The organism is Undibacterium pigrum (assembly GCF_003201815.1).
GTDB classification, from domain to species: Bacteria; Pseudomonadota; Gammaproteobacteria; order Burkholderiales; family Burkholderiaceae_D; genus Undibacterium; species Undibacterium pigrum.
On the sequence record NZ_QJKB01000001.1, the window covers coordinates 1,445,799 to 1,472,488 of the forward strand.

Consider the following 26,690-nt stretch of genomic DNA (forward strand, 5'->3'; position numbering starts at 1 on the left):
CTGCACGGATTTTCTATATGAAAGATGATAGAGAGTGGCCACCAGCAAGTCTTCCCTAACTTGTCTGGCAAATGTCATCAATTTGTACAAGCGTGATTTATTGAGCTTACAGAGGCAGGGAAATGATGAATCTGGCACCGCCAAATTGTCCTTCTTGCACGACAATTTGTCCGCCATGGGCCGCTATGGCCTTTTTGGTAATTGCCAGGCCAAGACCAAAACCACCGGTATTGCGGTCGCGGCTGCGGTCCAGCCGGTAAAAAGCCTCGAAGATACGCTCTCTTTCGGCCGCCGGTATGCCTGGGCCATCATCTTCCAGTGCAATTTCTATCTTGTTGTCTGTTCGTCTGGCCTGCAGCCAGATACGACCATTGGCATACTTGGCAGCGTTGCGTAAAAGATTGCTGACAGCCCGCATCAGCAGGCGCTGGTCAGCCTTCACACTGCCAAGATCAGTGGCAAAATCTGTCACTAGCTGATGCGCAACCAGGACATGCTGCAAGCCTGTCACGCAATGCTTCAGGCTACTGCTTAAATCAAATTCGCTGCAATTGAGTTTGGTATCCTGATCCAGTTGATCCAGCTTGCCCAGATCCAGCAATTCACTGACCAGAACATTCAGTTCTGTAATGTCCGCTTCCATGGCCTGCATGCGCGGTTCGAGCTGGGGATTTTTTGCGGCATTCCGCAACAACTCCAGGGCAAACTCCAGCCTGGCGATTGGGGTACGCAATTCATGCGACACCGAATGCAAAAGATTTTTTTGCGCCTCCAGCAAGGCCTCGATGCGCGCCGCCATCTGATTCATGCGCTGCGCCAGTGGATGGATACTGTCGCGCTCGCTGGTCTGCGCCCGGACTTTCAAATGACCGGCACCAAATTCATCAGCAACCTTTTCCAGTGCCTGCAAGCCGCGCCAGTGTGTGCTGGACCAGATCGCAATCGGGATCAACAGGCAGATTGCAACGATGATATAGCGCAGTGCTTCGGTTTTTAGTACGGGGGCGACGTCGATGGGCAGATTCTGGGCATGAATGACATCTTCATTACTGGCAACGTAACGCTCGCCCTTTAAATCGACACGGCGATAAAAAGATTTGCCAGCCACATCAATGACTACTTCGCCGCGCATGAGTTGCGCCTGTTTTGACGCCAATACTTTGGTTTGCGCAGCTTGCAGCGGTATCAGTTCCAGCTCGGAATGCGTGATTTCCCTGATTTTGTTGAGGCGGGTCAGCCACTCCTCGGGCCCGGCCTTATCGACATATTCCGTCAACAATAAAATTTGTCCTGATGCCTGTTGCTGTGCGACTTCTTCCAGCGGATCGCCGAAAAACAGCGTGATGGAAGCGTAAATCGCCAGTGTAGCGACACTGATGGACAGCATCACCAGGGCAAAAAATCGCAGGAACAGACGATTCATCGACTAATCCCAGGCGGACGGGCTGAACAGATAGCCCTCTCCCCAGACAGTCTTGATTTTATCTGCATGAGGGTCGTCAAACTTGCGTCGCAAACGGGAAATTTTATTATCTATGCTGCGATCCAGGCCATCAAATTCTATACCGCGCATCTGTATCAAAATATCATTGCGCGACAAGACCTTGCCAGCAGCGTCTGCCAGTACCAGCAGCAGTTTGTATTCTGCACTATTCAAGGCAACTGGCTCTTCGCGCCAGAACACGGTGCGGTCAGCGCGGCACAGGCGAAAAGCACCAAATATCAGGTCCGCATTTTCATCGACTGGCTCTTCCTTGACACGCCTCAGCAAGGCGCGCAAACGCGCCAATAATATCCTCGGCTGCACAGGCTTGTTGACATAGTCGTCCGCGCCCTGCTCCAGGCCAGACACTTCATCAAAAGCATCTTCACGTGCAGTCAAGATCAAGATCGGCACTGCACTGATGGCCCGCAACTGGCGACAAACCACCATGCCATCCATGCCTGGCAACATCAGGTCCAGCACCACGATATCCGGCGAAGTTTGCTGAAAGTGACTCAATGCCACATCACCCCGGCTGACGATGTCTATCGTAAATTCATACTCGCTCAGATATTCGGCAACCAGTGCGGCGAGTTTTGCATCATCTTCCACCAGCATTACACGAAACATACATTCTCCTTTGCCCGCATTGTTTGGAACAGGCCGCGATTTTACGCAAAAAGCCCGCCCTGGCGACGCGACTTACAATTTTCAGACAATTGCCGACTGGCCTGGCTGACCTGTCGTGATCTACAAATTTGAGACAAATACTCTACACTTCGAGAACGATTTTCTTTTCTGGCGACGCTATTCTCTGTCGCAATCAAGCCCTCAATAACTGATGCCATCTTGAATTTGCAAAATAATTATTTTACAAGTTTAAGCCAAGTCGCCTCTTTAGGTTTTTTCATGAATTTGCCCAGACATTTATTTCTTGCGACCATTGCTGCCACCGTACTGACTGCATGCGGAGGCAGTAGTGATTATATTCCCAAGCCTCTGCCTGCACAGGTTAACGTAGACTTCAGCACAGAGCCTGCGGGCTGGAGCTTTGGCACCTCGGACTTTAGCAGCGAAACCAAACCGACTGACATTGTCACAGAATACCGCACCCTGCCCACGCCATTCAGTGGTAAAGGCTTATACACCTATGGCACCAACCGCAGCGATGACTTGTTTATCTATATCAAGAAAAAATATTCAGGCTTCGCCCCCAATACCGAATATGCGCTGAGCTTTCAAACTACCATCGTCAGCAATGTTGCTACTGGCTGCTTTGGCGTGGGCGGCTCACCTGGTGAGAGCGTCTGGTTTTTCGGCGGTGCTTCACCGTCAGAGCCATTGACAGTAGAAAAGGCGGGGGAGTTCAGTATGAATATAGACCGCGGTAACCAGGCTGGGTCAGGCAAGTATGCCATTGTGCTGGGCACCATAGGTAATGCCAGCACTGATTGCGGCAAAGCACCATATATGGAGAAAAAACTCAGCAATCAAACCCCGCTCAACGTCAAGACAGAGGCAGATGGCAGCCTGTGGCTGTTTTTTGGTATAGATTCAGGTTTTGAATCCACCAGCCACATCTATTACAAAAGCATCACTGTGAATGCCGTGCCCATCGTCAAATAGTCATAGTCGGTCAAATTAGCAGTCGCTGTGCCGTTTGCCTGTACGCCAGGCACGCGGCACAGTAAAATCATCTATCGTACAAAACATAGATGAACCACATGTCCGCAGCTATACCTCCCGTTATACCCTCAGCTATCCCATCAGCATCAGATCAATCCGGCATAGCCGCACAGATACAGGCCTGCGCCCACGACGCTGGCATAGCTCAGCGTCTGGCACAATCAGGCCATACCAGCGGGCCAGCTTATCTGAAACCACAAAAAATCCTGGGTCATAAGCTGGTCTTGCGCAATGCCACCGTTGCAGACGCAAGTTACATCGTCGCCTTGCGTACTGACGAGCAAAAATCCCGCTTCATTTCCAGCACTTCAGCCGAAGTAAGGCCGCAAGAGCAATGGCTGGAAAAATATGCCAGTGACGACAAGCAAATCTACTTCATCATAGAGAATATGGAAGGGGAAAATATTGGTACTGTGCGTCTGTATGACCAGCAGGCAGATTCATTTTGCTGGGGTTCATGGATCATACAGGCCGGTGCGGCCAGCAGTAGTTCAATAGAATCGGCTTTGATGGTCTACCACTATGCGCTGGCTCTGGGTTTTCAGAACGCGCATTTTGAGGTGAGAAAAGCCAATGAGTCCGTCTGGAAATTTCATGAACGCTTTGGCGCAAAAAAAACCGGCGAAACGGCAAACGACCTGCATTACAGTATCGCAGCAAGCGATATCATCAGCTCCCTGAACAGGTATGCAAAATTCCTGCCCAGGGGGATACAAATCCAGTTTTGAATCAGTGACTCAGCTGCATCAAGCTGTCAGCGTCAGCCCGCCAGTTGATCAGCCATCCTGATTGATACGGCTGGTCAGTGTCGCCAGAACCTGCTCTGCCTGATCATTGGCAACCTGGCATGTACCTGCATTTTCATGGCCACCGCCGCCAAACTCCAGCATCAACGGGCCTATATTGGTTTTGGAGCTACGGTTTAAAATCGACTTGCCAGTCGCAAACACCGTGTTCTGGTTCTTCAGACCCCAGAGTACATGGATGGAAATATTGGTTTCTGGGAATAAAGCATAGATCAGGAAGCGGTTACCGGCAAAAATGGTTTCTTCATTGCGCAAATCCAGCACTACCAGATTTTTGTGCACGGTAGCACAACGCAGGATTTGCTCCTTGCATTTCTCTTCGTGCTCAAAATACAGATCCACCCTTTCCTTGACGTCAGGGTTTTGCATGATTTCAGTGATACTCTGCGTCTTGCACAGGTCTATCAATTCCATCATCAGATTGTAATTCGATATCCTGAAATCACGGAAACGCCCCAGGCCGGTACGCGCATCCATGAGGAAGTTCAACAAATCCCAGTCTTCAGGATGCAAGACTTCCTGGCGGTTGAATTGTGCAGAATCGCCCTTGTCGACCGCCGCCATCATGCTGTCCCAGGATGCCGGGAAAACCTTCAGGCCGCCATAATAGTCATACACCACCCGCGCTGCCGAAGGAGCCTCTGGCATGATGACATGGTTGGTTCTGGCCCCACCATCCGCATTGCGCAAGGTTTCGGACAAGTGATGGTCAAACGCCATGTGGATGCCGTCTACATAGGGCAAATTGGTACTGATATCATTATTGCTGACAGCAATCTTGCCATCCTGCATGTCTTTTGGATGCACAAAGAGTATGTCATCAATCAAATCCAGATGCTTGAGCAAGACGGCGCAAACCAGCCCGTCAAAGTCACTACGTGTAATCAAACGGAATTTCTTGGCATTGTCAGACATGAATACTCCCCTATCGAGTGGTGAGTGGTTTATTCCTGATACAACAAAACTCGCTTTACGACATAGTTCTGGCGCTTATGTTTAATGTAATCACTTTCCCCGCGCTTGTCCATGATGTAAGTGAATATGCAACAAGTCTTAACAGGAACAAAGGGGCATGCCCCTTTATTGCGTAGCCAGACTAGCGTCTGATGATCTGATTGTCATTACCTGAAGTCTGCACCTGTGGCTCCTGACCATTCAACGCCTGCGCCCATTTGACCTGATTATCATTACCTACGACTTGTACCTTACCCAGTTGCGCTACCGTAACCTGGTTTTCATTGCCATTGACACGCACTTGCGGACACGATCCTGTCAAGCTGATCTGATTGCCATTGCCCTGAATATACACAGGCTGGCCGTTACATTGCGTGCTCTTGCTCATGTCATTGCCAGTCATGCGCAAAACATCTGCACGCTCAGCCTGCTTGCCGCCGCCATTACTCTGAACAGCAGTGACACTGGTTCCAGGTGCTTTGACACTGACATTGGCGTTGGAGCCAGTATTCTGGTTCGCATTCACGCTGATACCGGGCATGTTTACTGATACATCACCCGCATAGGCGCTAGTGCCTGCTAATAGCAAAATTGTCAATAAATACTTTTTTAATTTCATCATTCTGCCTTTGTTGATACTAAAATTGATCAAATAATTACCTGCCATATGCAAAGGTAACTGGATTCCAGCCGGGATAAAGCAATTGCTGTGATTGCCAGGAAGGAATAAAGCAGAATGCTATCATAATGCCAATAGCACCCCCGAAAATGCGAAATGTTGATGTCTGTTGCGGTTGATCATTGCGACTCACTTTTAAAGCCAGGTAGCCCTTTCAGCGGGTAGATTTCCATTCAGTTGCCATGACTTTGCCGGCTTCATCGGCAAACTCCGCAAACAAGTTCTTGTTACGTGAACAATAGTAATACTGATAGCTGCGACAGACATCGGCATGCCAGCTCCCCGCACATCTTTAGCACCCAGGCAACTGGTAATGTGGCAATCTTCTTCAGCGAAAATAACATCTGCAATTAGCCACTCTCCTACTTTGTGATATCAAGAAATCTGATAGAACACTGCACGGCACTATCCTATCCTGACACTCAATCTAAAAACAAAAAAACAGGTTGAGACATGAGACCCGTGACACAAGCAAAAAAGCAAACTGCTAACAACGCCGTACTTAAAAGTATGCAAACAGTTTCCTTGATAAAAAGTGATGTGCAATTTGCTGCAAAAAAGGCAGGCTTGTCTTATGTCAGTGATCAGACGCCGGGGATACGCAGATATCCGGTCAAGCGACGTGGAAAAACTGCATTCAGATATCTGACGCCACAAGGCAAACCACTGAAGGATGACCTGACACTGTCACGTATAAAATCCTTGGTCATTCCACCGGCATGGACAGATGTCTGGATTTGCGCGCAAGACGATGGCCATATACAAGCCACAGCGCGCGATGCGCGACAACGCAAGCAATACCGTTATCATAAAAACTGGCGCAGTATCAGGGATGAAGCCAAATACGGCAATATGCTGCAGTTTGCATCAGCCTTGCCCTCGATACGTGAAAAAGTAAGCAAGGCCCTGGCAATGAAAGGCTTGCCACGCGAAAAAGTCATCGCTACCGTTGTATCGCTCATAGAAAACACCAGCATGCGCATAGGCAATGATGAATATGCGCGCACCAATCAGTCATACGGCATCACCACCCTGAAAGGCAGGCATGTGCATTTGCATGGCACCCAGCTTGAGTTTGATTTTCGTGGCAAAAGCGGCGTCCAGCACACTATCAGCCTGCGTGCGCCGAAGTTAAGCCGTATCATCAAATCCATGCTGGACCTCCCAGGCCAGACGTTGTTTCAATATCTGTATGAAGATGCTCAGCCACATGCCATTAATTCCACTGAAGTAAACGATTACATACGCAGTGCAGCTAACGGTGATTTCACCGCAAAAGATTTCAGGACCTGGGCAGGAACAACATTTGCCGTGAAAGCCTTGCTGGAAATTGGCGCGGCAGATACGCAGGCAGCAGCCCGCAAGAACCTGGTCGAAGCAATCCGTCAAGTCGCTAAGAAACTGGGCAATACCCAGGCAGTTTGTCGCAAATGCTATATCCATCCACAAGTCGCAATTTCATATATGCAAGGAACGCTGGCAGAAGAATGGCAGGCCTGTAGCCGTGCAGTAAAGAAAGGAAAAACTGTGCTGGCGGAAGATGAGGCGATACTTGCAAGGCTTTTAGAGAAATGGCAAAAGTAAATAGTTTGCTGGCTAGGGATGGTGCCGGTACAAGCCAAATTCATCTGAGATAGCCTGGTAATGCCAGGTCAAATTGGCTTTGCTGCCATTGTAGCTTGCTAAATCTGCATCCAGCATACCAAATGGTGTGAGGCTGGCAGCGAACAAACGTAGTGCCCTGTGGCGCAAAGCGACGTCAAAACTGGCGAGTGCCTTGCGACAGCTGATCAATTCAAACTCATTGAAGGAAGTATCGGTAACCAGACTGAACTGTGACCAGATAAGGTTTTTTTGCAAGCCATCCCTCAATACCAGATAGCCGCTTTTTTCCTGAAAATAATCCAGCAATCTGCTGCGTCCTCCACTTTGCAGATAATTTTTTTCATATCCAGAAAACTTCTCTAAAGCTAACCCGGCACCTGCCATTTCCTGCAAAAGCAAATCGTTTGAACAGGTGATATAGATTGTCGCCTTGTCGCAGACTTGCTCCTCTTCCAGCAAAATGACCAAGGTATAAATCTCTTCAATACTGGAACAATCTGCAATCCATATCCTGGTATGAGCATGTGAACGCAGCCATGGCGATAATTGATTGCGCAAGAATTGCAGCCGCTGCGGCTCATCAAACAGCGCGACCGGGCATAGTAAAAGCGTGCGTAATACGGCATCCCAATGCGCGCTGTCATGCAATATGCTGTCTTGCAATGCAGAATAGGTTTTAATCCCATACTGCTTCATCACTACAATGAATTTATCTGCCAGCACCTGACGGTCAAAACCTCGGAAGTCATCACCGCGATAGCGGTAGATGGCTTCCAGCAGCATGTCGAGTTCTATCTCCTCGACTTTTAATACGTTCATCACGGCCAGCTTTACTCGGTCAGCCAGACGCGCATCAATGACAACAATTGCGCACTATCCACCGGTTTGGTGATGTAGTCTGAAGCCCCCGCTTCAAAGCATTTGTCCCGGTCACCTTTCATGGCTTTGGCCGTCAGGGTGATGATGGGCATGCTCTTGAACTTGGGTATTTTCCTGATGGCGCGCATGGTGTCGTAACCATCCATTTCCGGCATCATGATATCCATGAGGACGATCTCAATATCAGGGTCTTGTTCAAGCAGTTCTATGCCATCCCTGCCATTTTCTGCAAAGACCACGATCATGTCCTGCCTTTCAAGCACGGTCGTCAGGGCAAAGATATTGCGCAAATCATCATCCACTACCAAGACTTTGCGCCCCGCCAGGCTGCCATCAGATGCATGCATGTCTTCCAGCATACGCCTTTGTAACTCGGGCAAATCAGCAGGCGAACGATGCAGGAAGAGTGCTGTTTCATCCAGCAGTCGTTCGGGTGAACGCGCATCCTTGACGACGATGGTTTTTGCGACCTTGCGTATCTTGGTGACTTCTTTGCGCGACAACTCCTTGGCGGTATAGATGATGACTGGCAAGTCCCTGAGCTTTTTATCCTTGCTGATGGTTTCCAGTAATTCAAAACCATCAATATCGGGTAAGGTCAGGTCCAGTACCATGCAATCAAAATGAGTGTGCTTCAGTGCTTCCAGGGCTCTCTGGCCGCTTTCAACTGCCGTGATCTGTACATCATGTTCGCCTATCAGCTCGACTATGCGGGCACGTTGCAAGTCTTCATCTTCCACCACCAGCAAACTGCGCTTCCCTCTGAAAAGGAATTGCTGTATGCGGTTGAATTCTTCTTCCAGGCGCTCACGCTTGATGGGCTTGGTGAGATAAGAAATGGCACCGTGCTGCAAGCCGCGTTCACGCTCGTTGGAGTTGGACATGATATGCACAGGAATATGCCGCGTGCCAGGGTCGCGTTTCAGGCGGTCCAGCACCGTGAAGCCATCACAGTCTGGCAAATCTATATCCAGCAGGATGGCGGTAGGGCTGTAATCACGTGCCAGTGTCAATGCAGCATCACCGCTTTGGCTGACTATGCCCTTGAAGCCTTTTTCTCTCGCAAAAGCCAGCAAGATTGCGGAAAAACGACTGTCATCCTCGACGATCAATAAAGAAGGATCGCCGCTTGCGATCATATTCCTGTCATCAAATGACGCCTCGCCTTCAGCATAGTTCAGGCTCATGGTTGCTGCTTCGTTTGGCATAGCTCGCGATGTACCTTCAGCACTCGCTGGTGCTTCCAGTACCCTGATGAGCATGGGTGTGCTTGACGCGGTATTTTGTTGCGGTGTCTGGCTAATGAGGCCCGCGCCGCTGTATGGCAAGAACAGGGTAAAGGTACTGCCGCTTCCTACTATACTGGTCACGCGGATTTCTCCTCCCAGCAAGCGTGCCAGTTCGCGGCTGATGGAAAGACCCAGCCCTGTACCGCCATATTTGCGCGCGGTACTGCCATCTGCCTGCTGGAATGCTTCAAAAATCAGCTGCAGCTTGTCGCTGGCGATACCAACGCCGGTGTCGGCAACAGAGAATGCCAGCACCGCATCGGCATGGCTCAGTTGCGGAAGATCAGGCGTCCAGCCCGACTGCACCACACCTATGCTGAGCCTTACCTCACCTCTTGAAGTAAACTTGAAGGCATTCGACAGCAGGTTTTTAAGAATTTGCTGCAAGCGCGTTGTATCGGTCTTGATTGCTGCTGGCAAACCCTGATCCAGCGTGATGGAGAAATTGATGTTCTTGGCTTCTGCCATATGGCGGAAAGTACGTTCAACATAAGATGCCAGTATGGGCAGACGTGATTCGCTGAGTTCCAGCGTGACCGTGCCTGACTCTATCTTCGACAAATCAAGAATATCGTTAATCAGTGTGAGCAAATCACTGCCAGAACCGAAAATGGTTTTGGCGTATTCGACTTGGTTACCAGACAGATTACCCTGAGGATTATCACTGAGTTGCTGTGCCAGGATCAGCAAGCTGTTCAGAGGCGTACGCAATTCATGCGACATATTAGCCAGGAATTCTGACTTATATTTGGATGACAAAGCAAGTTGCGTTGCCTTTTCTTCCAGCGCCAGTTTGGCTTGTTCCACCTCACGATTTTTGCGTTCCACCTCGATATTTTGATCAGACAGCAGACTGGCTTTTTCTGCCAGTTCCTGATTCGTCTGTTGCAGTTTTTGCGCCAGCGACTGGGATTGTGTCAACAAACTCTCGGTACGGCTATTTGCTTCAATCGTATGCAAGACCACGCCGATAGATTCCATCAGCTGATCGAGGAAACCCATATGCGTTTGTGTAAACTTGTCCAGCGAAGCAATCTCAATCACGGCCTTGACCTGTTGTTCAAACAAGATAGGCAAGACCACGATATTGGTAGGTGGCGCAGAGCCAAGACCGGACGACACCTTGATATAGTCACGCGGTACATTGGTCAGCCATACCCTGCTCTTCTCCAGTGCACACTGCCCGACCAGGCCTTCGCCTGGCAAGAAAGAGGTGGGCAACTTGCTGCTGGAGCGATAACCATAACTGGCAATCATTTCCAGCAGGGGAGCATCGTTATTCGAGTCCATCATGTAAAACACGCCATGATGGGCAGATACCAGCGGTGCCAGTTCAGACAGGATGAGCTTGGTAACCGTACTCAGATCGCGCTGGCCCTGCAGCAAACGAGTGAAGCGTGCCAGATTAGTCTTGAGCCAATCCTGTTCAGCATTCTTTTGCGTCGTCTCTTTGAGGTTGCGTATCATCTCGTTGATATTGTCCTTGAGATCTGACACCTCACCACGCGCTTTCACTTGAATCGAGCGTGACAAATCACCCCGCGTCACTGCAGTCGCCACTTCTGCAATCGCACGTACCTGGGTAGATAAATTGGCGGCAAGCTGGTTGACGTTTTCGGTCAGATCTTTCCAGGTGCCTGATGCACCCGGCACACTGGCCTGGCCACCCAGCTTGCCTTCTACCCCTACCTCACGCGCTACGGTTGTTACCTGGTCGGCAAACACGGCCAGCGTATCTGTCATCTCATTGATGGTATTGGCCAGCGAAGCAATTTCACCCTGTGCTGCCACCGTCAGTTTCTTTTTAAGGTCACCATTTGCCACCGCAGTCACTACACCGGCGATACCGCGCACCTGTTCCGTCAGGTTGGCTGCCATGAAGTTAACGTTCTCCGTCAAATCTTTCCAGGTGCCGCCTACGCCTTTCACTTGCGCCTGACCGCCGAGCTTGCCTTCAGTCCCCACTTCACGCGCTACCCGCGTTACTTCTGATGCGAACGAGCTGAGCTGATCCACCATGACGTTGATGGTGTCTTTCAGCTCCAGAATCTCGCCTTTGACGTCCACCGTGATTTTTTTGGACAAGTCACCATTTGCCACCGCCGTCGTCACGTCGGCAATATTGCGCACCTGACCAGTCAGATTCGATGCCATGAAGTTGACGTTATCCGTCAAATCTTTCCAGGTTCCGGAAGCACCTGGCACATTCGCCTGACCACCCAGACGCCCCTCCGTACCCACTTCCCGCGCCACCCGCGTTACTTCAGACGCGAATGAATTAAGCTGATCCACCATGGTATTGATGGTGTCTTTCAACTGCAAAATCTCACCGCGCACGTCCACCGTGATTTTCTTGGACAAATCGCCATTCGCCACCGCTGTCGTCACGTCAGCAATATTACGCACCTGTGATGTCAGGTTACCGGCCATGGAGTTGACCGAGTCCGTCAAATCCTTCCAGGTACCGGCCACGCCTGGCACATTCGCCTGTCCGCCGAGCTTACCTTCCGTACCCACCTCACGCGCGACGCGCGTTACTTCAGATGCGAATGAGCTCAGCTGGTCCACCATGACGTTGATGGTGTTTTTTAATTGCAGAATTTCCCCCTTGACGTCAGCCGTGATTTTCTTGGACAAGTCACCATTCGCCACCGCTGTTGTCACCTCAGCGATGTTACGCACCTGCCCGGTCAGATTGGATGCCATAAAGTTGACGTTATCGGTCAAGTCCTTCCAGGTACCGCCCACGCCTTTCACGAAAGCCTGTCCACCGAGCTTGCCTTCAGTGCCAACCTCACGCGCCACCCTGGTTACTTCAGAGGCGAACGAGCTGAGCTGGTCCACCATGACGTTGATGGTGTTCTTCAATTCAAGAATCTCCCCTTTAACGTCCACCGTGATTTTTTTGGACAAATCACCTTTTGCCACTGCAGTCGTTACGTCGGCGATGTTACGTACCTGCCCTGTCAGGTTGGATGCCATGAAATTGACGTTATCGGTCAAATCTTTCCAGGTACCGGCAACGCCTGGTACATTCGCCTGGCCACCCAACACACCCTCGGTACCCACTTCACGTGCCACCCGCGTTACTTCTGAAGCAAACGAGCTGAGTTGGTCCACCATAACGTTGATGGTATTTTTAAGTTCCAGAATCTCGCCCTTGGCATCGGCGGTAATCTTTTTCGATAAGTCGCCATTCGCCACCGCTGTCGTGACGTCAGCAATATTCCTCACCTGCCCAGTCAGGTTACCTGCCATGGAGTTAACCGAGTCGGTCAGATCTTTCCAGGTACCTGCAACACCGGGCACATTCGCCTGACCACCCAATTCGCCCTCGGTACCCACTTCACGCGCCACCCGCGTTACTTCTGATGCGAACGAGCTGAGCTGGTCCACCATGACGTTGATGGTGTTTTTGAGTTCCAAAATCTCACCCTTGGCATCGGCAGTAATCTTTTTCGACAAGTCACCATTCGCCACCGCTGTCGTCACGTCCGCAATATTCCTCACCTGCCCCGTCAGGTTACCTGCCATGGAGTTGACCGAATCGGTCAGATCCTTCCAGGTACCTGCCACGCCTGGCACATTGGCTTGCCCGCCCAATTTACCCTCAGTACCCACTTCACGCGCCACGCGGGTTACTTCTGACGCAAATGAGTTCAACTGATCCACCATGACGTTGATGGTGTTTTTGAGTTCCAGAATCTCGCCTTTAACGTCCACCGTGATTTTTTTGGACAAGTCACCATTCGCCACCGCTGTCGTTACTTCCGCGATATTACGTACCTGATCGGTGAGGTTACCCGCCATGGAATTGACAGAGTCCGTTAAATCCTTCCAGGTGCCGCCTACGCCTTTTACCTGTGCCTGGCCACCGAGCTTACCTTCAGTACCCACTTCACGTGCTACCCGTGTTACTTCTGATGCAAACGAGCTGAGCTGGTCCACCATGACGTTGATGGTGTCCTTCAATTGCAGAATCTCACCCTTGGCATCAGCTGCAATTTTTTTGGACAAGTCACCGTTCGCCACTGCCGTGGTGACCTCAGCAATATTCCTTACCTGCCCCGTGAGGTTCGACGCCATGAAGTTAACGTTATCGGTCAAATCCTTCCAGGTGCCGCCCACACCGGGTACATAAGCCTGCCCACCCAGTTTGCCTTCAGTGCCCACCTCCCGTGCTACACGCGTAACCTCGGATGCGAACGAACGCAACTGATCAACCATGGTGTTGATGGTGTCTTTCAGCTGCAAAATCTCACCACGCACATCGACCGTGATTTTCTTTGACAAGTCGCCATTGGCGACCGCAGTGGTTACATCGGCGATATTACGTACCTGAGATGTCAGGTTACCCGCCATGGAATTGACTGAGTCAGTCAGGTCTTTCCAGATACCCGCCACGCTGGGCACATTGGCCTGACCGCCGAGTTTGCCTTCCGTACCCACTTCACGCGCCACCCGCGTTACTTCAGATGCGAACGAGCTGAGCTGGCTCACCATGGTGTTCGCTGTGGTCGCCGCACTGAGGAATTGTCCCTGCAAAGGCCGCCCATCGACTTCCAGTGCCATGCTTTGGGAAAGATCACCTTTTGCCACGGCACCGATGACCCTGGCCATCTCCGTCGTGGGACGCACCAGATCGTCGATGAGGGAATTGACAGAATTGACGATGGTGCCCCAGTCGCCCTCGGCACGTACGGATGAAGCACGTTGCAGCAAGCGCCCTTCCTGCCCCACCAGCTGGCTAACGTTCAGGATACCCTGGGTCATATGCGAGCTGTTTTCGATGATCTCGTTCAGAGTGTCAGCGATCTTGCCATTGAGGCCAGTCAGGTCAGAAGGCATCTTGACCGAGAAATCACCCTTCTTGAGCGCAGTCAATGCAGCGAGCAGTAGCTTGGGATCAAGTGTTTCTGAAATGTCAGTTAGCGTGTTCATTCTGGCCTTTTAACCGATGAAATTGAGATCGTAAGTTGCAAAATATTGTCTCTCCCTCTGTTTTCTTCGAAGAGTCAGAGGGGAAATGAAAGCCGCCAGGCGGTACCAAACAAAGCATCAATTCTGCAGTGCAATACATGGTGGGAGCAGTATTCAAAACCTGCAAACAACTTTTCAGCGGCATTCGTGTATTTTTGTTTCCGTGAAATGAGATACGGTGACATAATTTACTGCAAATTTAAGGATTTGTGACAATTCAATATTTGTATAATGGTCAAAGTGTCTCCAACAGGAAACGCTGCGGGCGAGGAAACAGTGCAAGCAAAATATAAACCCAAGATTCTGGTAGTGAATGACGATACAGCGAGCTTATTTGCCCTGAGTGGCTTGCTCACGACCTGGGCAGATGAAAATCAGTGCTCCGTAGTCACTGCCAAATCTGGTGAAGATGCGCTGCGCCATGTATTGCAGGATGACTTCGCCGTGATCCTGCTGGATGTGAATATGCCGGGCATGGATGGATTTGAAACTGCAGAAGCCATCCATAATCGCGCGCGCTCCTCCTCCATACCCATTATTTTTATCACCGCCTTCCTGGCAGATGATCTGAATAAATTGAGAGCCTACCAGCAAGGAGCAGTTGACTACCTTTTCACTCCCATTATTCCGCAAGTGTTGCAGGCCAAGGTGTCGGTATTTGTAACGCTGGCAAAAAAGAATCTGGAATTGAAAGCGCAGGCAGAAGCGCTCAGCCTGCGTACGGCTGACTTGCAGGCAGCCAATGACAAACTCCAGCGCGAAATCAAGGAAAGAAAAATAGCAGTTGAACAGAATGAGGCAAAAGATAAATTCCTCGCCATGCTGGGACACGAACTGCGCAACCCGCTAAGTGCCATCACCAGTGCTGCATCCATTATAGGGTTCCCGGGTGCAAAAGCAGACAGCGTCGAACGGGCGAAAAAAATCCTCTCCAGACAATCACATCACCTGACACGCATCGTTGATGACTTGCTGGACCTGGGCAGAGTCATGTCGGGCAAGATCGTTCTCGACAAAACGGCAGTCAATCTTGGCGAAGTCATCTTGTCCTGCCTTGACAGCCTGAGAGCCAGCCGTCCGGTCGACAGCTATCAATGGACTATTGATCCCATCGATACATGGGTAGATGCTGATCCCACGCGTGCAGAGCAAATCATTACCAACTTGCTGGACAATGCCATCAAGTACACGCCTGCAGGCGGCAGCATCAGCATTAAAAAGACGCTGGCAGATGGCAAGGTCAGCTTGATGATTACTGATTCTGGCATAGGTATTTCAAAAGATTTGTTGCCACGTATTTTTAATGTTTTCGTCCAGGGTGAGCATTCCCTGGATCGTGCCAAAGGTGGCTTGGGCATAGGCCTTGCCCTGGTCAGGCAACTGGTCGAATTGCATGGAGGAGATATCCATGCTCATAGTGAAGGCGAAAACCTTGGCAGCACTTTTGCTATTGTCCTGCCGCAAGCTGCAGCAATCCAGCCGTCACCAGATCAGCCGGAAGTACGGAAAATGGCAACAAGCCAAAAACTGCTGCTGATAGAAGACAATGAAGATGCCCGCGAAATGACCACGCAATTACTCAAGGAACACGGGTTTCAGGTTCTCGAAGCGGCAACAGGAGCAGAAGGAATTATCCTGGCGAAGGAAGAAAAACCTGGCATTGCCCTGATTGATATAGGCTTACCATGCATGGATGGTTATGAAGTGGCAAGACGCTTGCGTGCTGACAAGGACACCAGCAGCATGTACCTGATCGCATTGACTGGGTATGGGTTAAGGGAAGACCATGTCCTGACTGCAGAAGCTGGCTTTGACTCTCACTTTGTCAAACCTTTAAAGCTCCAGCAACTCATACTCGCGATAGAAACATTTCAAGTTGCCTGACACAGGATCACGCAGAGTGAACATTGCTATCTCTGTTTTACTATGTCGTCGCCATCCTACACAACTTGTATAAACCTTCTGATATCTGCTGCGCCGGAGAGACTTTACAATGCCTCATCTCCTCTTACAGCGTGGTGCCTATCATGAAAAACAAAATGAAATTCAGGTCTAACAGATCAGCCTGCCTGCAACTGGTTAATCCTGGCAACGCGCTGGGCTGTCCCTTCCAGATTGCCCAGCAAGGGCCTAGCCTGAATTTGCTAGCGCTTGCCCGACTGCGCATACTTACTACGCATTGATAATATCAGTCAGGATTATCTCAGCCCCAGGCTTTCACAACCCGGGACAAATCGTCTTCAAGACTGTTGCGGATGAGTTGGTCTCATTTAAAGCCATCGAGAATTTGTTGAATCTGGCTTAACTCAAAAGGCTTGGTCAGCACATGGCATGGAAAATTGACATAGGTCTGTATATGCGCACCATGACCAGATGAAAAAATAATATGCATGTCTGGCGCATCTTCTACAGCCTGTTTTCCCAGCGCAATGCCAGACATTTTGGGTAAATTGATATCTGTCAGCAGCACATCGTAGCGTCTTTGCTGCAACAATTCCAAAGCCCTTTCACCACTCCCCGCCGGCATGGGATGATGGCCAATCAAATCCAGCATTTCACAAAGCATTTCCAGTAAATCCTGATTATCTTCGACTACCAGAATATGCAAACCCGTATCGGCCTGGGCACTAGCTTCGTTGCCGGGTGAACTGTCGTAAATATTTTCAGAAAGTGGATTTATCATTATTATCTATCTTGTCTAAACCGCCCTGCCAGTACATCTATTGTAAATGCGCTGTACATGCCAGGCAGAACGATACGTCTGTCATTATTCGATTTGAATTATTCTGCAAAGATTTCCAAGATATTTATTTTATCTTCTCAGAAAACCTATCATGCACCTGGTATCCATCCTATGCGAAACAGTGATTAATCCCTAGCAGCGCAATCCCAAAATGGTGTAAGACAATACCTACATTCATTAAAAGCTGCATTATTACACTTCACTTATATATCTCCTGCAATCAATCTTTCCAGATACCCAAAGTCTACAGGCTTGATCATATGGGCATTAAACCCGGCACTGTGACTGCGCTCCTTGTCATGCTGTTGTCCATAACCAGTCAGCGCGATCAGTCGCATGACATCGCCGCCAGGTAACTCACGTATGGCTTTGGCGAGTTCATAACCATCCATGCCTGGCAAGCCTATATCAAGAATCGCAAACTCCGGCATATACCGCTGCACTTCATTCAATGCCTGTATGGGATCATAGACGGCCCGGACTTCATGTCCCATGGCAGAGAGCAATTCAAGCAAGGAATCGGCAGCATCACGATTATCGTCAACGACAAGGATGCGCGCGCTGGTGCTGGCGGGCACGTGAACCGGTTTCTCTTGCACTTCCGCCTCTACCAAGGCCAGTTTATGAGGCAGGCTGATGGTAAAACTACTGCCCAGGCCTTCACCCGGGCTTTCGGCATGCACGCTGCCATGATGTAGTTGCACCAGATTGCTGACCAGTGCAAGACCGATGCCGAGACCACCATCAGATCTGTCTACGCTTCTACCTCCTTGCACGAACAGATCAAAAATATTCGGCATCAGGCTTGGCGAAATGCCCATGCCATTATCACTGACGCGTATCTTGACCTTATCATCTTCATGATAAGTCACCAATGAAATTTCACCACCATCGGGTGTATATTTTGCGGCATTGGTCAGCAGGTTGGCGACCACTTGCGCCAGTCGAGCAGGGTCACCTACCCAGGTAATCGGCGCGACATCCAGCGTCAGGTGGTGATTTTTTTTCTCCAGCAAATGGCTGGCCATTTCCAGCGCCTTGTTCATCACGTCGCGCAAATTGCTCGCGACTATCCTGAGCTGCACCTTGCCGCTGGTTATTCTCGATACGTCCATCAGGTCATCGACCAAGCGCACCAGGTGATCAACCTGGCGCTGAATGACTGCCTGCTCCTTGCTGACCTTAGGGCCAGGGTTACGCATCTTCATCAACTCAAGCGCGGTCACTATGGGCGCTAAAGGATTACGCAGTTCATGTCCCAGCATGGCGAGAAACTCATCTTTTGCCCGGGAAGTGACATTCAGGTTGTCGTTCAGGCGTTCAATCTCGGTACGTGCCAGCACCTGTGAAGTAATGTCAATGGCAATGGCCATCAACCCATGTACTTGTCCATCGACACGGCGTATCGGTGCCAGATTGTAAATGTAATAGCGGTCTTCAGGTTCGCCACCGTACAAGCTGATGCGTACTTTGGTTTCTTCAGAGACAAATGGAATTCCCTCCCTGAATACGTGCTTGAATTTTGTGCGCACTTCAGAATCAAATAGCTCCGGAAAAACCTCATCAAAACTACGCCCCACCACCATAATTTCAGGACGGCCAATAATTTTGCAATAAATAGGATTTGCCAATTGAAAAACCAGATCATCGCCCATCATGATCGCCGTACCTACTGGCGCATCAAAAAGCAGACGATCTCTTTCAGCAGCGGCAAAATCACGGGCCAACAAGCTTTCCATATGCGTAAGAGCGCGACAAACCACCGCAGCAAATTCATGCAAAAATTTGCTGTAAGCAGCATCAAATGGCAAGCGCTGAGACAATTCGAATGTCAATGAACAATCATGATGAAAATGCAGTTGAAGTGCATGAATACTGAAATGGGTATCTTTGTTTAGATTTGCCGCGTCTTCATGATTGACGGCTACGGCTAAAATGTCAGCAGTATTCTCGGCAGCGACAGCATGCACTGTCTCAAAAATTTCCTCACGGGTTTTACAAAACGTCAATCGCTCTGTCAGCGACGATAAGGTACGCTGCCTGCGTTCGGCCAAAATACGGGATGTGGTCTCGGTGCACACAACCAAGGTGCCTACAATTTGGTCATCATCACCATAGACTGGTGTATAAGTATAAGTCCAGTACACATCCTCCATCCGCGAATTTCTCCAGATAGGAACGAGATTGTCTTCATACCAGTTGGCAGCGCCGCCCGTCATGACATGTGATATCTGTGGCCAAATGATGGGCCAGATTTCTTGCCAGCATTCTGCGCCGCCCTGTCCCAGCGCAGCGGGATGCTTCCCAATGCCAAAGCTGGGCACATAGGCATCGTTATATATCTGTATCAGTTTTGGTCCCCACCAGAGAAACATGGGATGGGCAGAATTCATGATGATACCAACGACAGCCTTCAAGGCTGGCGGCCAGGCATTGATAGGACCAAGCTCAGTGGCAGACCAGTCAAAGTTCCTGACGGCATCACGCATAGGCGTGCCGCTTCCTATAAACGCCCATTCTTGCTGCAGGTTCACAGGAACATCTGCATTGTCATTCTGTATCGGAGACATACTCGGTCCTGAGTTGGTAAGCAGCAATTGTAGCGCCAACCTTACCAGATAACATGCGCTTCTTTGGACGTGAGTGATTGGCTGCAAGTAGTTAACTTGTACTAAATGACAAGGTTAGCGCCATTTGGCAGCATTGGCAATAAGTACGGGGCGTAAGATTGACAGGTCATTTAGAGGGACTTAATTTCAAATACCCTTGGAAATACCCACTTCGCCAGACTGGTCCCGGTCGGCAGAGGGGTGGAATAGATCAAAACTGCCGCGACAGCTTCGCTTGCCCAATTTGCTGCGGCCTGCGCACTTCCCTGGTTTCTACTCCTGTCACGTCCAGATATTTTATTTTTTGCACAGGGTCAGAGAATGAAATATCCCTGGCCAGCAACTCCCTCATGATCTTCAAGTTGACCGCTTGTTGCTTGTCCATGTACAAACCGTATTCCGGCTTCAGGACAAAATAAATCACTTCAAACTCGATAGAACTACGGTCAAACAGCTTCAGATGAGCACGGTCAAAGCGCACTTCAGGCTGTTCTTCGACTATTTTCCTTAACATGGGTGGTACCTGCTCCAGCACGTCGGGCGGAGTGTCGGAGGCGACCTTGACCAGTAATTGCACCCGCCTGTCTTTCATGCGCTTGAAGTTGCGTATGGTATTTTTCAATAAGTCAGCATTGGCAATCACGATTTGCTCGCCACTGTCAGCACGCAGGCGTGTAGTCTTCAAACCCACATGTTCAACCGTGCCTGAGATACCGTTGATGTTGATTGCATCGCCGACTTCAAAAGGCTTGTCTACAGCAATTGCCAGGGAGGCAAACAGATCACCCAGCACATTCTGCACTGCCAGTGCAATCGCAATACCGCCTATACCCAGACTGGCAATGAAAGCTGATACATTAATCCCTACATTCGACAGCATGGCCAGCGCAAAAACGACCCACAGCACAAATTGCAAGGCCCAGACGATGATGGTATGCGAAACCCGGCTGGCTGGCGCACCATCGGTCGCCATGGAATTAAAATAACGCTTGCTCAGGACCTTGATGGTTTTATTGATCCATAAGGCCAGTTGCAAGCCAAACGCCAGAAACCACAGATGATTGACGCGGTCACTCCAGCGCGCAGGCAAATCCAGTACAGCTACACCTATCAGCACCGAGGTGATAATCAGAGTGATATTGCTGGTGCTGCCTAGAATTTGCGGTATCAGTTTTGTGACATGTGCCGTACCCGGATTACTATCAGCCGTCAGCCTGCGCTTGAAGAAACCGATGAACGTATGCATGACGAAATACGCAAGCACAGCGACGCCACAAGCGGTGATCCAGCTAATGAATGGAATATCCAGAAAATTGCGATTGATGAGCGATTGAAAATCCATAATTGTTCCCAGGTCTTTTTATCGGTTCAGACCATGGCAATTACTTGCATGGGCAAACCGGAAGCTGAGTATTTGTATGCCGGCTATGAATTCACGGACAAATCACAGACAACTCACTGTAGCCAGGGAGGCATACAAATACATTGGAAGGCCAGGCTGGACAAATGCTGTTCCAGCCCGGGGTTCCTGTTTTTCTATTGATCTTGATACTATCTTTGCTGTTTTGTTCTTTGGTATTCTCAGCTTCATTGCAGGGATGGCAGCGTGATTTCATCCTTGCGTTGTTGTATCGCCGCACCCAGGGCTACCAGATCAAGCTTCGCTTTTTTTGCCTTGGGAAACATCTCCCCTTCTTCTTCCTTCACATGATGTTCAATTTGCTCGGATAAGACTTTGACCTTGGCGTCATACAGGTCTTCGCCTGGCTCCATATTCAATATCTGGGCGATCAGGTCCTTGGCAGCGGCATGCTCTACTGTAGCTTCGTCCAGCATATCCTTGACATCAACACCGACATCACGCATGGCGGTATAAAAGATCTCTTCCTCTGCAATGGTGTGCTTGGTCAGTTCCAGGCAGATCTGATGAGCTATTTTTTTCTTGCTGACAAAAGCAGCGTCACCCAGGCTTTCAAATTTACTGAACAGTGCCTTGACGTTTTTATGGTCTTGCTTGAGCAGGCTGACAGCGTCTTGCGCTTTACTTCCTTTAAGCTTTTTGGCGATAACAACAGGAATTTTTGCAGGCTTGGCTTTGGTCGAAGATGTGGCTGTGCGCATGGTAGTTCCTTCTAAAACATGAAGACATTGATAAAGGGATAGGAATAAAGCGCCTGCAAAGCTTGTCCTGAGCAATCTCATCTGTTCAAAAGCAAAACAAGACACTCATAAGTGCAGGTAGAAACATCTTAAAACTTGTGCGGGTAAATGCTGGTAAGCCTCTGCGCTGAAGCCATGTAGGACAAAAACCAAGGAAAGTCTTGATACAAATTAGTGCTTTACTTTGTAAACGACATAGATATACTCCAATAAACATCCAAATACCATCCATATGGATGGTATTTGTTAATCCAAGGAATGCCATGAGTGTTACCGACATACGGGCCAAGGCCAGCGATACAGAAAAAATCACCATCAATCTTGGCTTGATTGATCTAGGCCAGGTGGATCTGCTCGTGCAGGAAGGTTTTTATTCAAACCGTACAGACCTGATACGCACGGCAATACGCAACCAGTTACTCACACATGCTGAAGTCATACGCCAGACTGTGGCACGCAAGAGCCTGGTATTGGGCTTGCAGCATTACACACGCGCTGACCTTGAAGCCGTGCGTGATGCAGGACAGCGCCTGCAAATACAGGTACTGGGCCTGGCCAGCATCGCTGCTGATGTCAGCCCTGAACTGGCGATGACTACTATCGAATCCATTTCTGTACTAGGGGCATTCCAGGCCAGCAATGCAGTAAAAGCGGCACTCGCTGGACGGATACTCTGACCAGCAACTATCCCTTATGCACAAGTTGCGTTACATTGAAAGCACACCATGAATTTTAATCCAGACCTGCTGGCGCGCATGCGCATGGCGGGTAAATCCTGGCGCAATGGCAAGGCATTTGCCATACCAGCTCAGGGCAGCCTGCACACGGATCAATTACAAAATCTGACTGCCGTCACAGAATTGATACAACGTACCCTGAACAAGCATTTGCCTGGTCTGGCAAAGACTGCAACTCATACTGGATCTGATTACGCGAACCAACATGATCAGAAAAGGGAACAGACCCTGCATGACATTAATCCACGACCTGAGAATAAGCGTGACGGCCAGCCGCAAGCTGATGCCCGCCATGCTGCAGATGTCATCGATGCGCAAACTCCGGAAGCAAAAAAAACTGACAAAAGCGATACAGGTCGTTTCATTAGCGGCAGCTATGCCAATGCACATGGCAAGCGCACTTACAAGCTCTATATCCCTTCTGGTTATACAGGACAGGCATTGCCACTGATCGTCATGCTGCACGGCTGCACACAAGGGCCTGATGATTTTGCCACTGGCACCGGGATGAATCTGATCGCAGAACAAGAGCAATGCATCGTCGTCTACCCTTGCCAGGACCAGAGTGCAAATAGCTCAAAATGCTGGAACTGGTTCAAGGCCATGGATCAAAAGCGTGACCAGGGTGAACCTGCTCTGATCGCCGGTCTCACCCGCAAGATAATGGCCGATTATCACGCAGATGAACGCCGTGTCTTCATCGCGGGTATGTCTGCCGGTGGTGCGATGGCTGCCATCATGGCCGATGCTTATCCTGAGCTTTATGCCGCAGTTGGCATACATTCTGGCCTGCCATTTGGCGCGGCAAATGATTTGCCTTCCGCCCTGGCAGCCATGCGCGGAGCAGCAAGCCAAAGTAAAAAATCATCGACAGATGCCGCAGTGCCTATCATCGTCTTCCACGGTGACCAGGACCATACGGTTAATAGCAAAAATGCTGACAGCATCATGGAAGCTTATCTGGGCAGCAACCAGTCAAAAAATTTAACAGCACGAAAAGAAAACGGTAGCGGCAAGCTAGGCCGTCTCTATACGCGCACACGCTATGCCGATAATACTGCTTCTCATCAAACGGACAATGTGCCCGCCCCTGCTGAGCAATGGGTCATCCATGGCGCTGGTCACGCCTGGTCGGGCGGCAACAGCCAAGGCAGTTTTACTGACGCAGCAGGGCCAGATGCCAGCCGCGAGATGTTGCGTTTCTTTTTATCGCAAGTAAGTACAAATCAGATGTAAAGCGGAAATAATGTAGTTCGCATTAAAAATGCCTTATGCATAGCTACGCATAAGGCTTTTACTCGCTAACAGCAGCTATTTCTTCATAGCGGCGGACGCACAAACTCCTCTCTAGTCCATAGCCTTGTTTTTGCAGCGGCGATGAAGTCTTTCAATTTATCCGTTGATATGACGGCAGCATCTTTATCAATACCGGCCGCAGTCAACAGTACGTCGCCACCTGAATCATAGGCAATCGCTTTCAAATGGCTGAACGCATCGCTGACGAAGCCTTTGGCAGCCATATCCCGTGCCAGTTTCTTTGCCGACTCACTGGAAAGGACAAGGGCAACAGCATCAAATATCACGGAAGGACTGCCTGCCAGTTGCCCATCTACTTTGGCTTCTTTGCCATCTGACAAATACACGCCATTGATACGCGGGGCAATGATCTTGTATTTGGCATCTGCAGCAGTAACAGCAGCTTTGAATTTTTCCAGCACCTTGGCATCGGTACCGTCAGCAATGAGAATACCAAGGACACGGCCCGCCAAACTATCTTTCATCTTGTCTATCAAACCCAGGGCAGGTGATGCCGGCAAATCCTGTATCTCAGCGCTAATAGCTGGTGCTGCTGGCAAGTCTTTGATGCCCAGGCCATCGGCAACACGCTGCGCCAACTCTTCATTGATGTGCAGCAGATGAGCAACCATGGCCAATGGTATATGCGGGTGCTCGACTTTGGATAATTCAAAAACCAGTGCTGCAACTATGTGCGCTTGCTCAGTCTCATTCTGGCTGACATAGAACTGACGGGCCTGACTATAGTGATCAGCAAAACTTTCCGGGCGTATCCTCCCCTTGTCACCAGCAACAGGCTCTGCCATGCTCGTGAACCCTGTCGCAGGCTGTTCGCGCGGAGCATCTTTTGCCAGTGAATTTGGTTCATACGCGACTCTACCAACAGGCCTTGCCATCTGCATATGGCCATCACGCTGATGATTGGCAAACGGGCACCTGGGTGCATTGACAGGAATCTGGTGGAAATTGGCTGAGCCTAGCCTGGACAATTGTGTATCCAGATAAGAAAACAAGCGCCCATGCAGCAAGGGGTCATTCGAGAAATCAATACCAGGAACCAAATGCGATGGGCAAAACGCGACTTGCTCAGTCTCGGCAAAGAAATTGTCTGGCCATCTGTCCAATACCATGCGTCCGATCACAGTCAGGGGTACCAGTTCTTCAGGGATGAGTTTAGTAGCATCGAGATGGTCAAACGGGAACGCATCTGCTTCTTTTTCGGTAAATAACTGTACCGCCAGTTCCCATTCAGGGAAATCACCTGCAGTAATGGCCTCAAAGAAATCACGTCTGTGAAAATCAGGGTCGGCACCGGCAATTTTCACCGTTTCATCCCAGACAGTAGACTGTAAGCCTGCCTTGGGGCGCCAGTGAAATTTTACAAAAGTCGATTCACCATTCTTGTTAATCAGACGGAAGCTATGCACACCAAAGCCTTCTATCATGCGCAATGATCTTGGCAGTGTGCGGTCAGACATGATCCACATTACCATGTGCATAGCTTCTGGCGTCAGTGAAATAAAATCCCAGAAGGTATCGTGCGCAGATGCCGCTTGTGGAAAGCCGCGATCAGGCTCCATTTTTACTGCATGGATAAGATCAGGAAATTTGATCGCATCCTGAATAAAGAAGACGGGGACATTATTACCCACCAGATCCCAATTGCCTTCCGAGGTATAGAATTTGACTGCAAAGCCGCGCACATCGCGGGGAGTGTCCACAGAACCGGAACCGCCAGCAACGGTAGAAATCCTGGTAAATACCGGCGTTTGCTTTCCTGTTTCAGTCAGGATTTTTGCCGTAGTATATTTTTCCAGCGATTGCGTCAATTCAAAATATCCATGCGCACCGGTTCCGCGGGCATGGACGATGCGCTCAGGGATACGCTCATGATCAAAATGCGTAATTTTTTCCCTGAGGATAAAGTCTTCCAGCAAGGTTGGTCCTCTGACACTGGCTTTCAGGGAGTTTTGGTCATCCGCAATGACCACGCCTTGGTTAGTGGTTAATTGCGGATATATTTTCCCGGCAATCTGATGTAGCTCGCCCCCATTACCGATGGAGGTGGACGTCAGGTTTTTACTTTCTTTTTTTGCTTCTTTTGTCGTTTCTTTACTTCCTGTTTTGGCGACGGCTGTCTTGGGCATGGTAGGCACTCTACAATAAAGGTTAGGACGGATGCAAAGAAAAAACGGACGGCCCTGTACTTTGAGCAGTCCGTTTTTGCAGTGCCAGTATTTACTACTCAGGAAAAATTCAAGTCACACTGGCTTCGGATGTAGAGTTGATATCTTCCGCACCCGCTTTTTTGTAAATGTCTTTTGCAATGCTTTCCTGGCTGGAATTATCGGAATGTACAGAAATCAGGATATTGCCGCCCCGAATCTTCCCGTCATACAATTTCGCTTCATATTCCGGTATACCCAGACCCACCATCGCGCCGATAATACCGCCTGCGGCACCCACCAATGCAGCGCCGCTGAGTGCCGCCATGATAGGGCCAGCAGCAATGAAAGGGCCTACACCAGGGATGGCCAGCGTACCGATACCTGTCAGCCAGCCCAGGATGGCACCAACGCCCATGCCTGCAGCTCCGCCAGCGGCAGCACCTTCTGGTAATTTGGTGTTTTGCTCATGTGCAAAATCACGTGTACCGGTTTGATCAGGGAACAAAACTGAAATATCACCGCTTGGGAAGCCTGAGAGTTTCAGATTGTCGACGATGTTTTCAGCTTGGACTCGGTTTGTTGCGATACAGTAAATGGCGGTTTTCATATGTACTCC

Annotated in this window: 19 protein-coding genes; 7 read left to right on the forward strand and 12 right to left on the reverse strand. The window is 49.8% G+C overall.

The window, feature by feature from the left end:
• Positions 1 to 106: 106 nt before the first annotated feature.
• Entirely contained in the window at positions 107 to 1,423 is a 1,317-nt protein-coding gene (locus DFR42_RS06485) for an ATP-binding protein (RefSeq protein WP_110254059.1), read from the reverse strand.
• A 3-nt stretch (positions 1,424 to 1,426) separates the two neighbouring features.
• Positions 1,427 to 2,113 carry a response regulator gene (locus DFR42_RS06490; RefSeq protein WP_245936845.1) on the reverse strand — a complete coding sequence of 229 codons (687 nt, stop codon included), beginning with the start codon at positions 2,111 to 2,113 and terminating at the stop codon, positions 1,427 to 1,429.
• Between the two features lie 279 nt (positions 2,114 to 2,392).
• Between DFR42_RS06490 and DFR42_RS06495 the strand changes: the two genes are divergently transcribed.
• Positions 2,393 to 3,109 (forward strand): hypothetical protein, encoded by a 717-nt coding sequence (locus tag DFR42_RS06495; protein ID WP_110254060.1) that lies wholly within the window; start codon positions 2,393 to 2,395, stop codon positions 3,107 to 3,109.
• A gap of 98 nt (positions 3,110 to 3,207) precedes the next feature.
• Positions 3,208 to 3,897, forward strand: coding sequence for a GNAT family N-acetyltransferase (locus DFR42_RS06500; RefSeq protein WP_170133421.1), 690 nt, complete (start codon positions 3,208 to 3,210; stop codon positions 3,895 to 3,897).
• 48 nt (positions 3,898 to 3,945) lie between these two features.
• Here DFR42_RS06500 and DFR42_RS06505 read toward each other — a convergent pair whose 3' ends face one another.
• Together DFR42_RS06505 and DFR42_RS06510 are read right to left on the reverse strand one after the other, a co-directional pair.
• The gene (locus DFR42_RS06505; protein WP_110254062.1) at positions 3,946 to 4,890 is read right to left on the reverse strand and encodes an exopolyphosphatase; all 945 of its coding nucleotides are present in this window, start codon (positions 4,888 to 4,890) and stop codon (positions 3,946 to 3,948) included.
• 181 nt (positions 4,891 to 5,071) lie between these two features.
• A complete protein-coding gene (locus tag DFR42_RS06510) occupies positions 5,072 to 5,548 on the reverse strand; it encodes a DUF3060 domain-containing protein (protein ID WP_170133422.1) in 477 nt (158 codons plus the stop codon).
• 570 nt (positions 5,549 to 6,118) lie between these two features.
• Here DFR42_RS06510 and DFR42_RS06515 point away from each other — a divergent pair.
• Positions 6,119 to 7,192, forward strand: a complete 1,074-nt coding sequence (locus DFR42_RS06515) for a DNA topoisomerase IB (RefSeq protein WP_170133423.1) — start codon at positions 6,119 to 6,121, stop codon at positions 7,190 to 7,192.
• A gap of 12 nt (positions 7,193 to 7,204) precedes the next feature.
• Here DFR42_RS06515 and DFR42_RS06520 read toward each other — a convergent pair whose 3' ends face one another.
• Both DFR42_RS06520 and DFR42_RS06525 read right to left on the reverse strand, forming a co-directional pair.
• Complete coding sequence (locus DFR42_RS06520; RefSeq protein ID WP_110254065.1) at positions 7,205 to 8,032, reverse strand: CheR family methyltransferase; 828 nt, start codon at positions 8,030 to 8,032, stop codon at positions 7,205 to 7,207.
• An 11-nt stretch (positions 8,033 to 8,043) separates the two neighbouring features.
• Complete coding sequence (locus tag DFR42_RS06525; RefSeq protein ID WP_110254066.1) at positions 8,044 to 14,322, reverse strand: HAMP domain-containing protein; 6,279 nt, start codon at positions 14,320 to 14,322, stop codon at positions 8,044 to 8,046.
• Positions 14,323 to 14,637: 315 nt separating this feature from the next.
• On the opposite strand from DFR42_RS06525, the gene DFR42_RS06530 reads away from it, so the two are divergent.
• A complete protein-coding gene (locus DFR42_RS06530) occupies positions 14,638 to 16,245 on the forward strand; it encodes an ATP-binding response regulator (protein ID WP_245936846.1) in 1,608 nt (535 codons plus the stop codon).
• A gap of 143 nt (positions 16,246 to 16,388) precedes the next feature.
• Positions 16,389 to 16,544 (forward strand): hypothetical protein, encoded by a 156-nt coding sequence (locus DFR42_RS29100; protein WP_170133424.1) that lies wholly within the window; start codon positions 16,389 to 16,391, stop codon positions 16,542 to 16,544.
• Between the two features lie 83 nt (positions 16,545 to 16,627).
• Here DFR42_RS29100 and DFR42_RS06535 read toward each other — a convergent pair whose 3' ends face one another.
• From DFR42_RS06535 to DFR42_RS06550, 4 genes are all read right to left on the reverse strand, one after another.
• Positions 16,628 to 17,044 (reverse strand): response regulator, encoded by a 417-nt coding sequence (locus tag DFR42_RS06535; protein WP_110254068.1) that lies wholly within the window; start codon positions 17,042 to 17,044, stop codon positions 16,628 to 16,630.
• 263 nt (positions 17,045 to 17,307) lie between these two features.
• Positions 17,308 to 19,674 carry a hybrid sensor histidine kinase/response regulator gene (locus DFR42_RS06540; protein ID WP_110254069.1) on the reverse strand — a complete coding sequence of 789 codons (2,367 nt, stop codon included), beginning with the start codon at positions 19,672 to 19,674 and terminating at the stop codon, positions 17,308 to 17,310.
• A gap of 250 nt (positions 19,675 to 19,924) precedes the next feature.
• Positions 19,925 to 21,055, reverse strand: a complete 1,131-nt coding sequence (locus DFR42_RS06545; protein WP_110254070.1) for a mechanosensitive ion channel family protein — start codon at positions 21,053 to 21,055, stop codon at positions 19,925 to 19,927.
• Positions 21,056 to 21,300: 245 nt separating this feature from the next.
• The gene (locus DFR42_RS06550) at positions 21,301 to 21,834 is read right to left on the reverse strand and encodes a hemerythrin domain-containing protein (RefSeq protein ID WP_110254071.1); all 534 of its coding nucleotides are present in this window, start codon (positions 21,832 to 21,834) and stop codon (positions 21,301 to 21,303) included.
• 302 nt (positions 21,835 to 22,136) lie between these two features.
• On the opposite strand from DFR42_RS06550, the gene DFR42_RS06555 reads away from it, so the two are divergent.
• Together DFR42_RS06555 and DFR42_RS06560 are read left to right on the forward strand one after the other, a co-directional pair.
• Positions 22,137 to 22,550, forward strand: a complete 414-nt coding sequence (locus DFR42_RS06555) for a CopG family transcriptional regulator (RefSeq protein ID WP_110254072.1) — start codon at positions 22,137 to 22,139, stop codon at positions 22,548 to 22,550.
• Between the two features lie 48 nt (positions 22,551 to 22,598).
• Positions 22,599 to 23,846 carry an extracellular catalytic domain type 1 short-chain-length polyhydroxyalkanoate depolymerase gene (locus DFR42_RS06560; protein WP_110254073.1) on the forward strand — a complete coding sequence of 416 codons (1,248 nt, stop codon included), beginning with the start codon at positions 22,599 to 22,601 and terminating at the stop codon, positions 23,844 to 23,846.
• Positions 23,847 to 23,929: 83 nt separating this feature from the next.
• Here DFR42_RS06560 and DFR42_RS06565 read toward each other — a convergent pair whose 3' ends face one another.
• Positions 23,930 to 26,053: a catalase gene (locus DFR42_RS06565; RefSeq protein ID WP_110254074.1), complete on the reverse strand. Its 2,124-nt coding sequence runs from the start codon at positions 26,051 to 26,053 to the stop codon at positions 23,930 to 23,932.
• A 109-nt stretch (positions 26,054 to 26,162) separates the two neighbouring features.
• Positions 26,163 to 26,681 (reverse strand): hypothetical protein, encoded by a 519-nt coding sequence (locus tag DFR42_RS06570; RefSeq protein WP_110254075.1) that lies wholly within the window; start codon positions 26,679 to 26,681, stop codon positions 26,163 to 26,165.
• Positions 26,682 to 26,690: the final 9 nt, after the last annotated feature.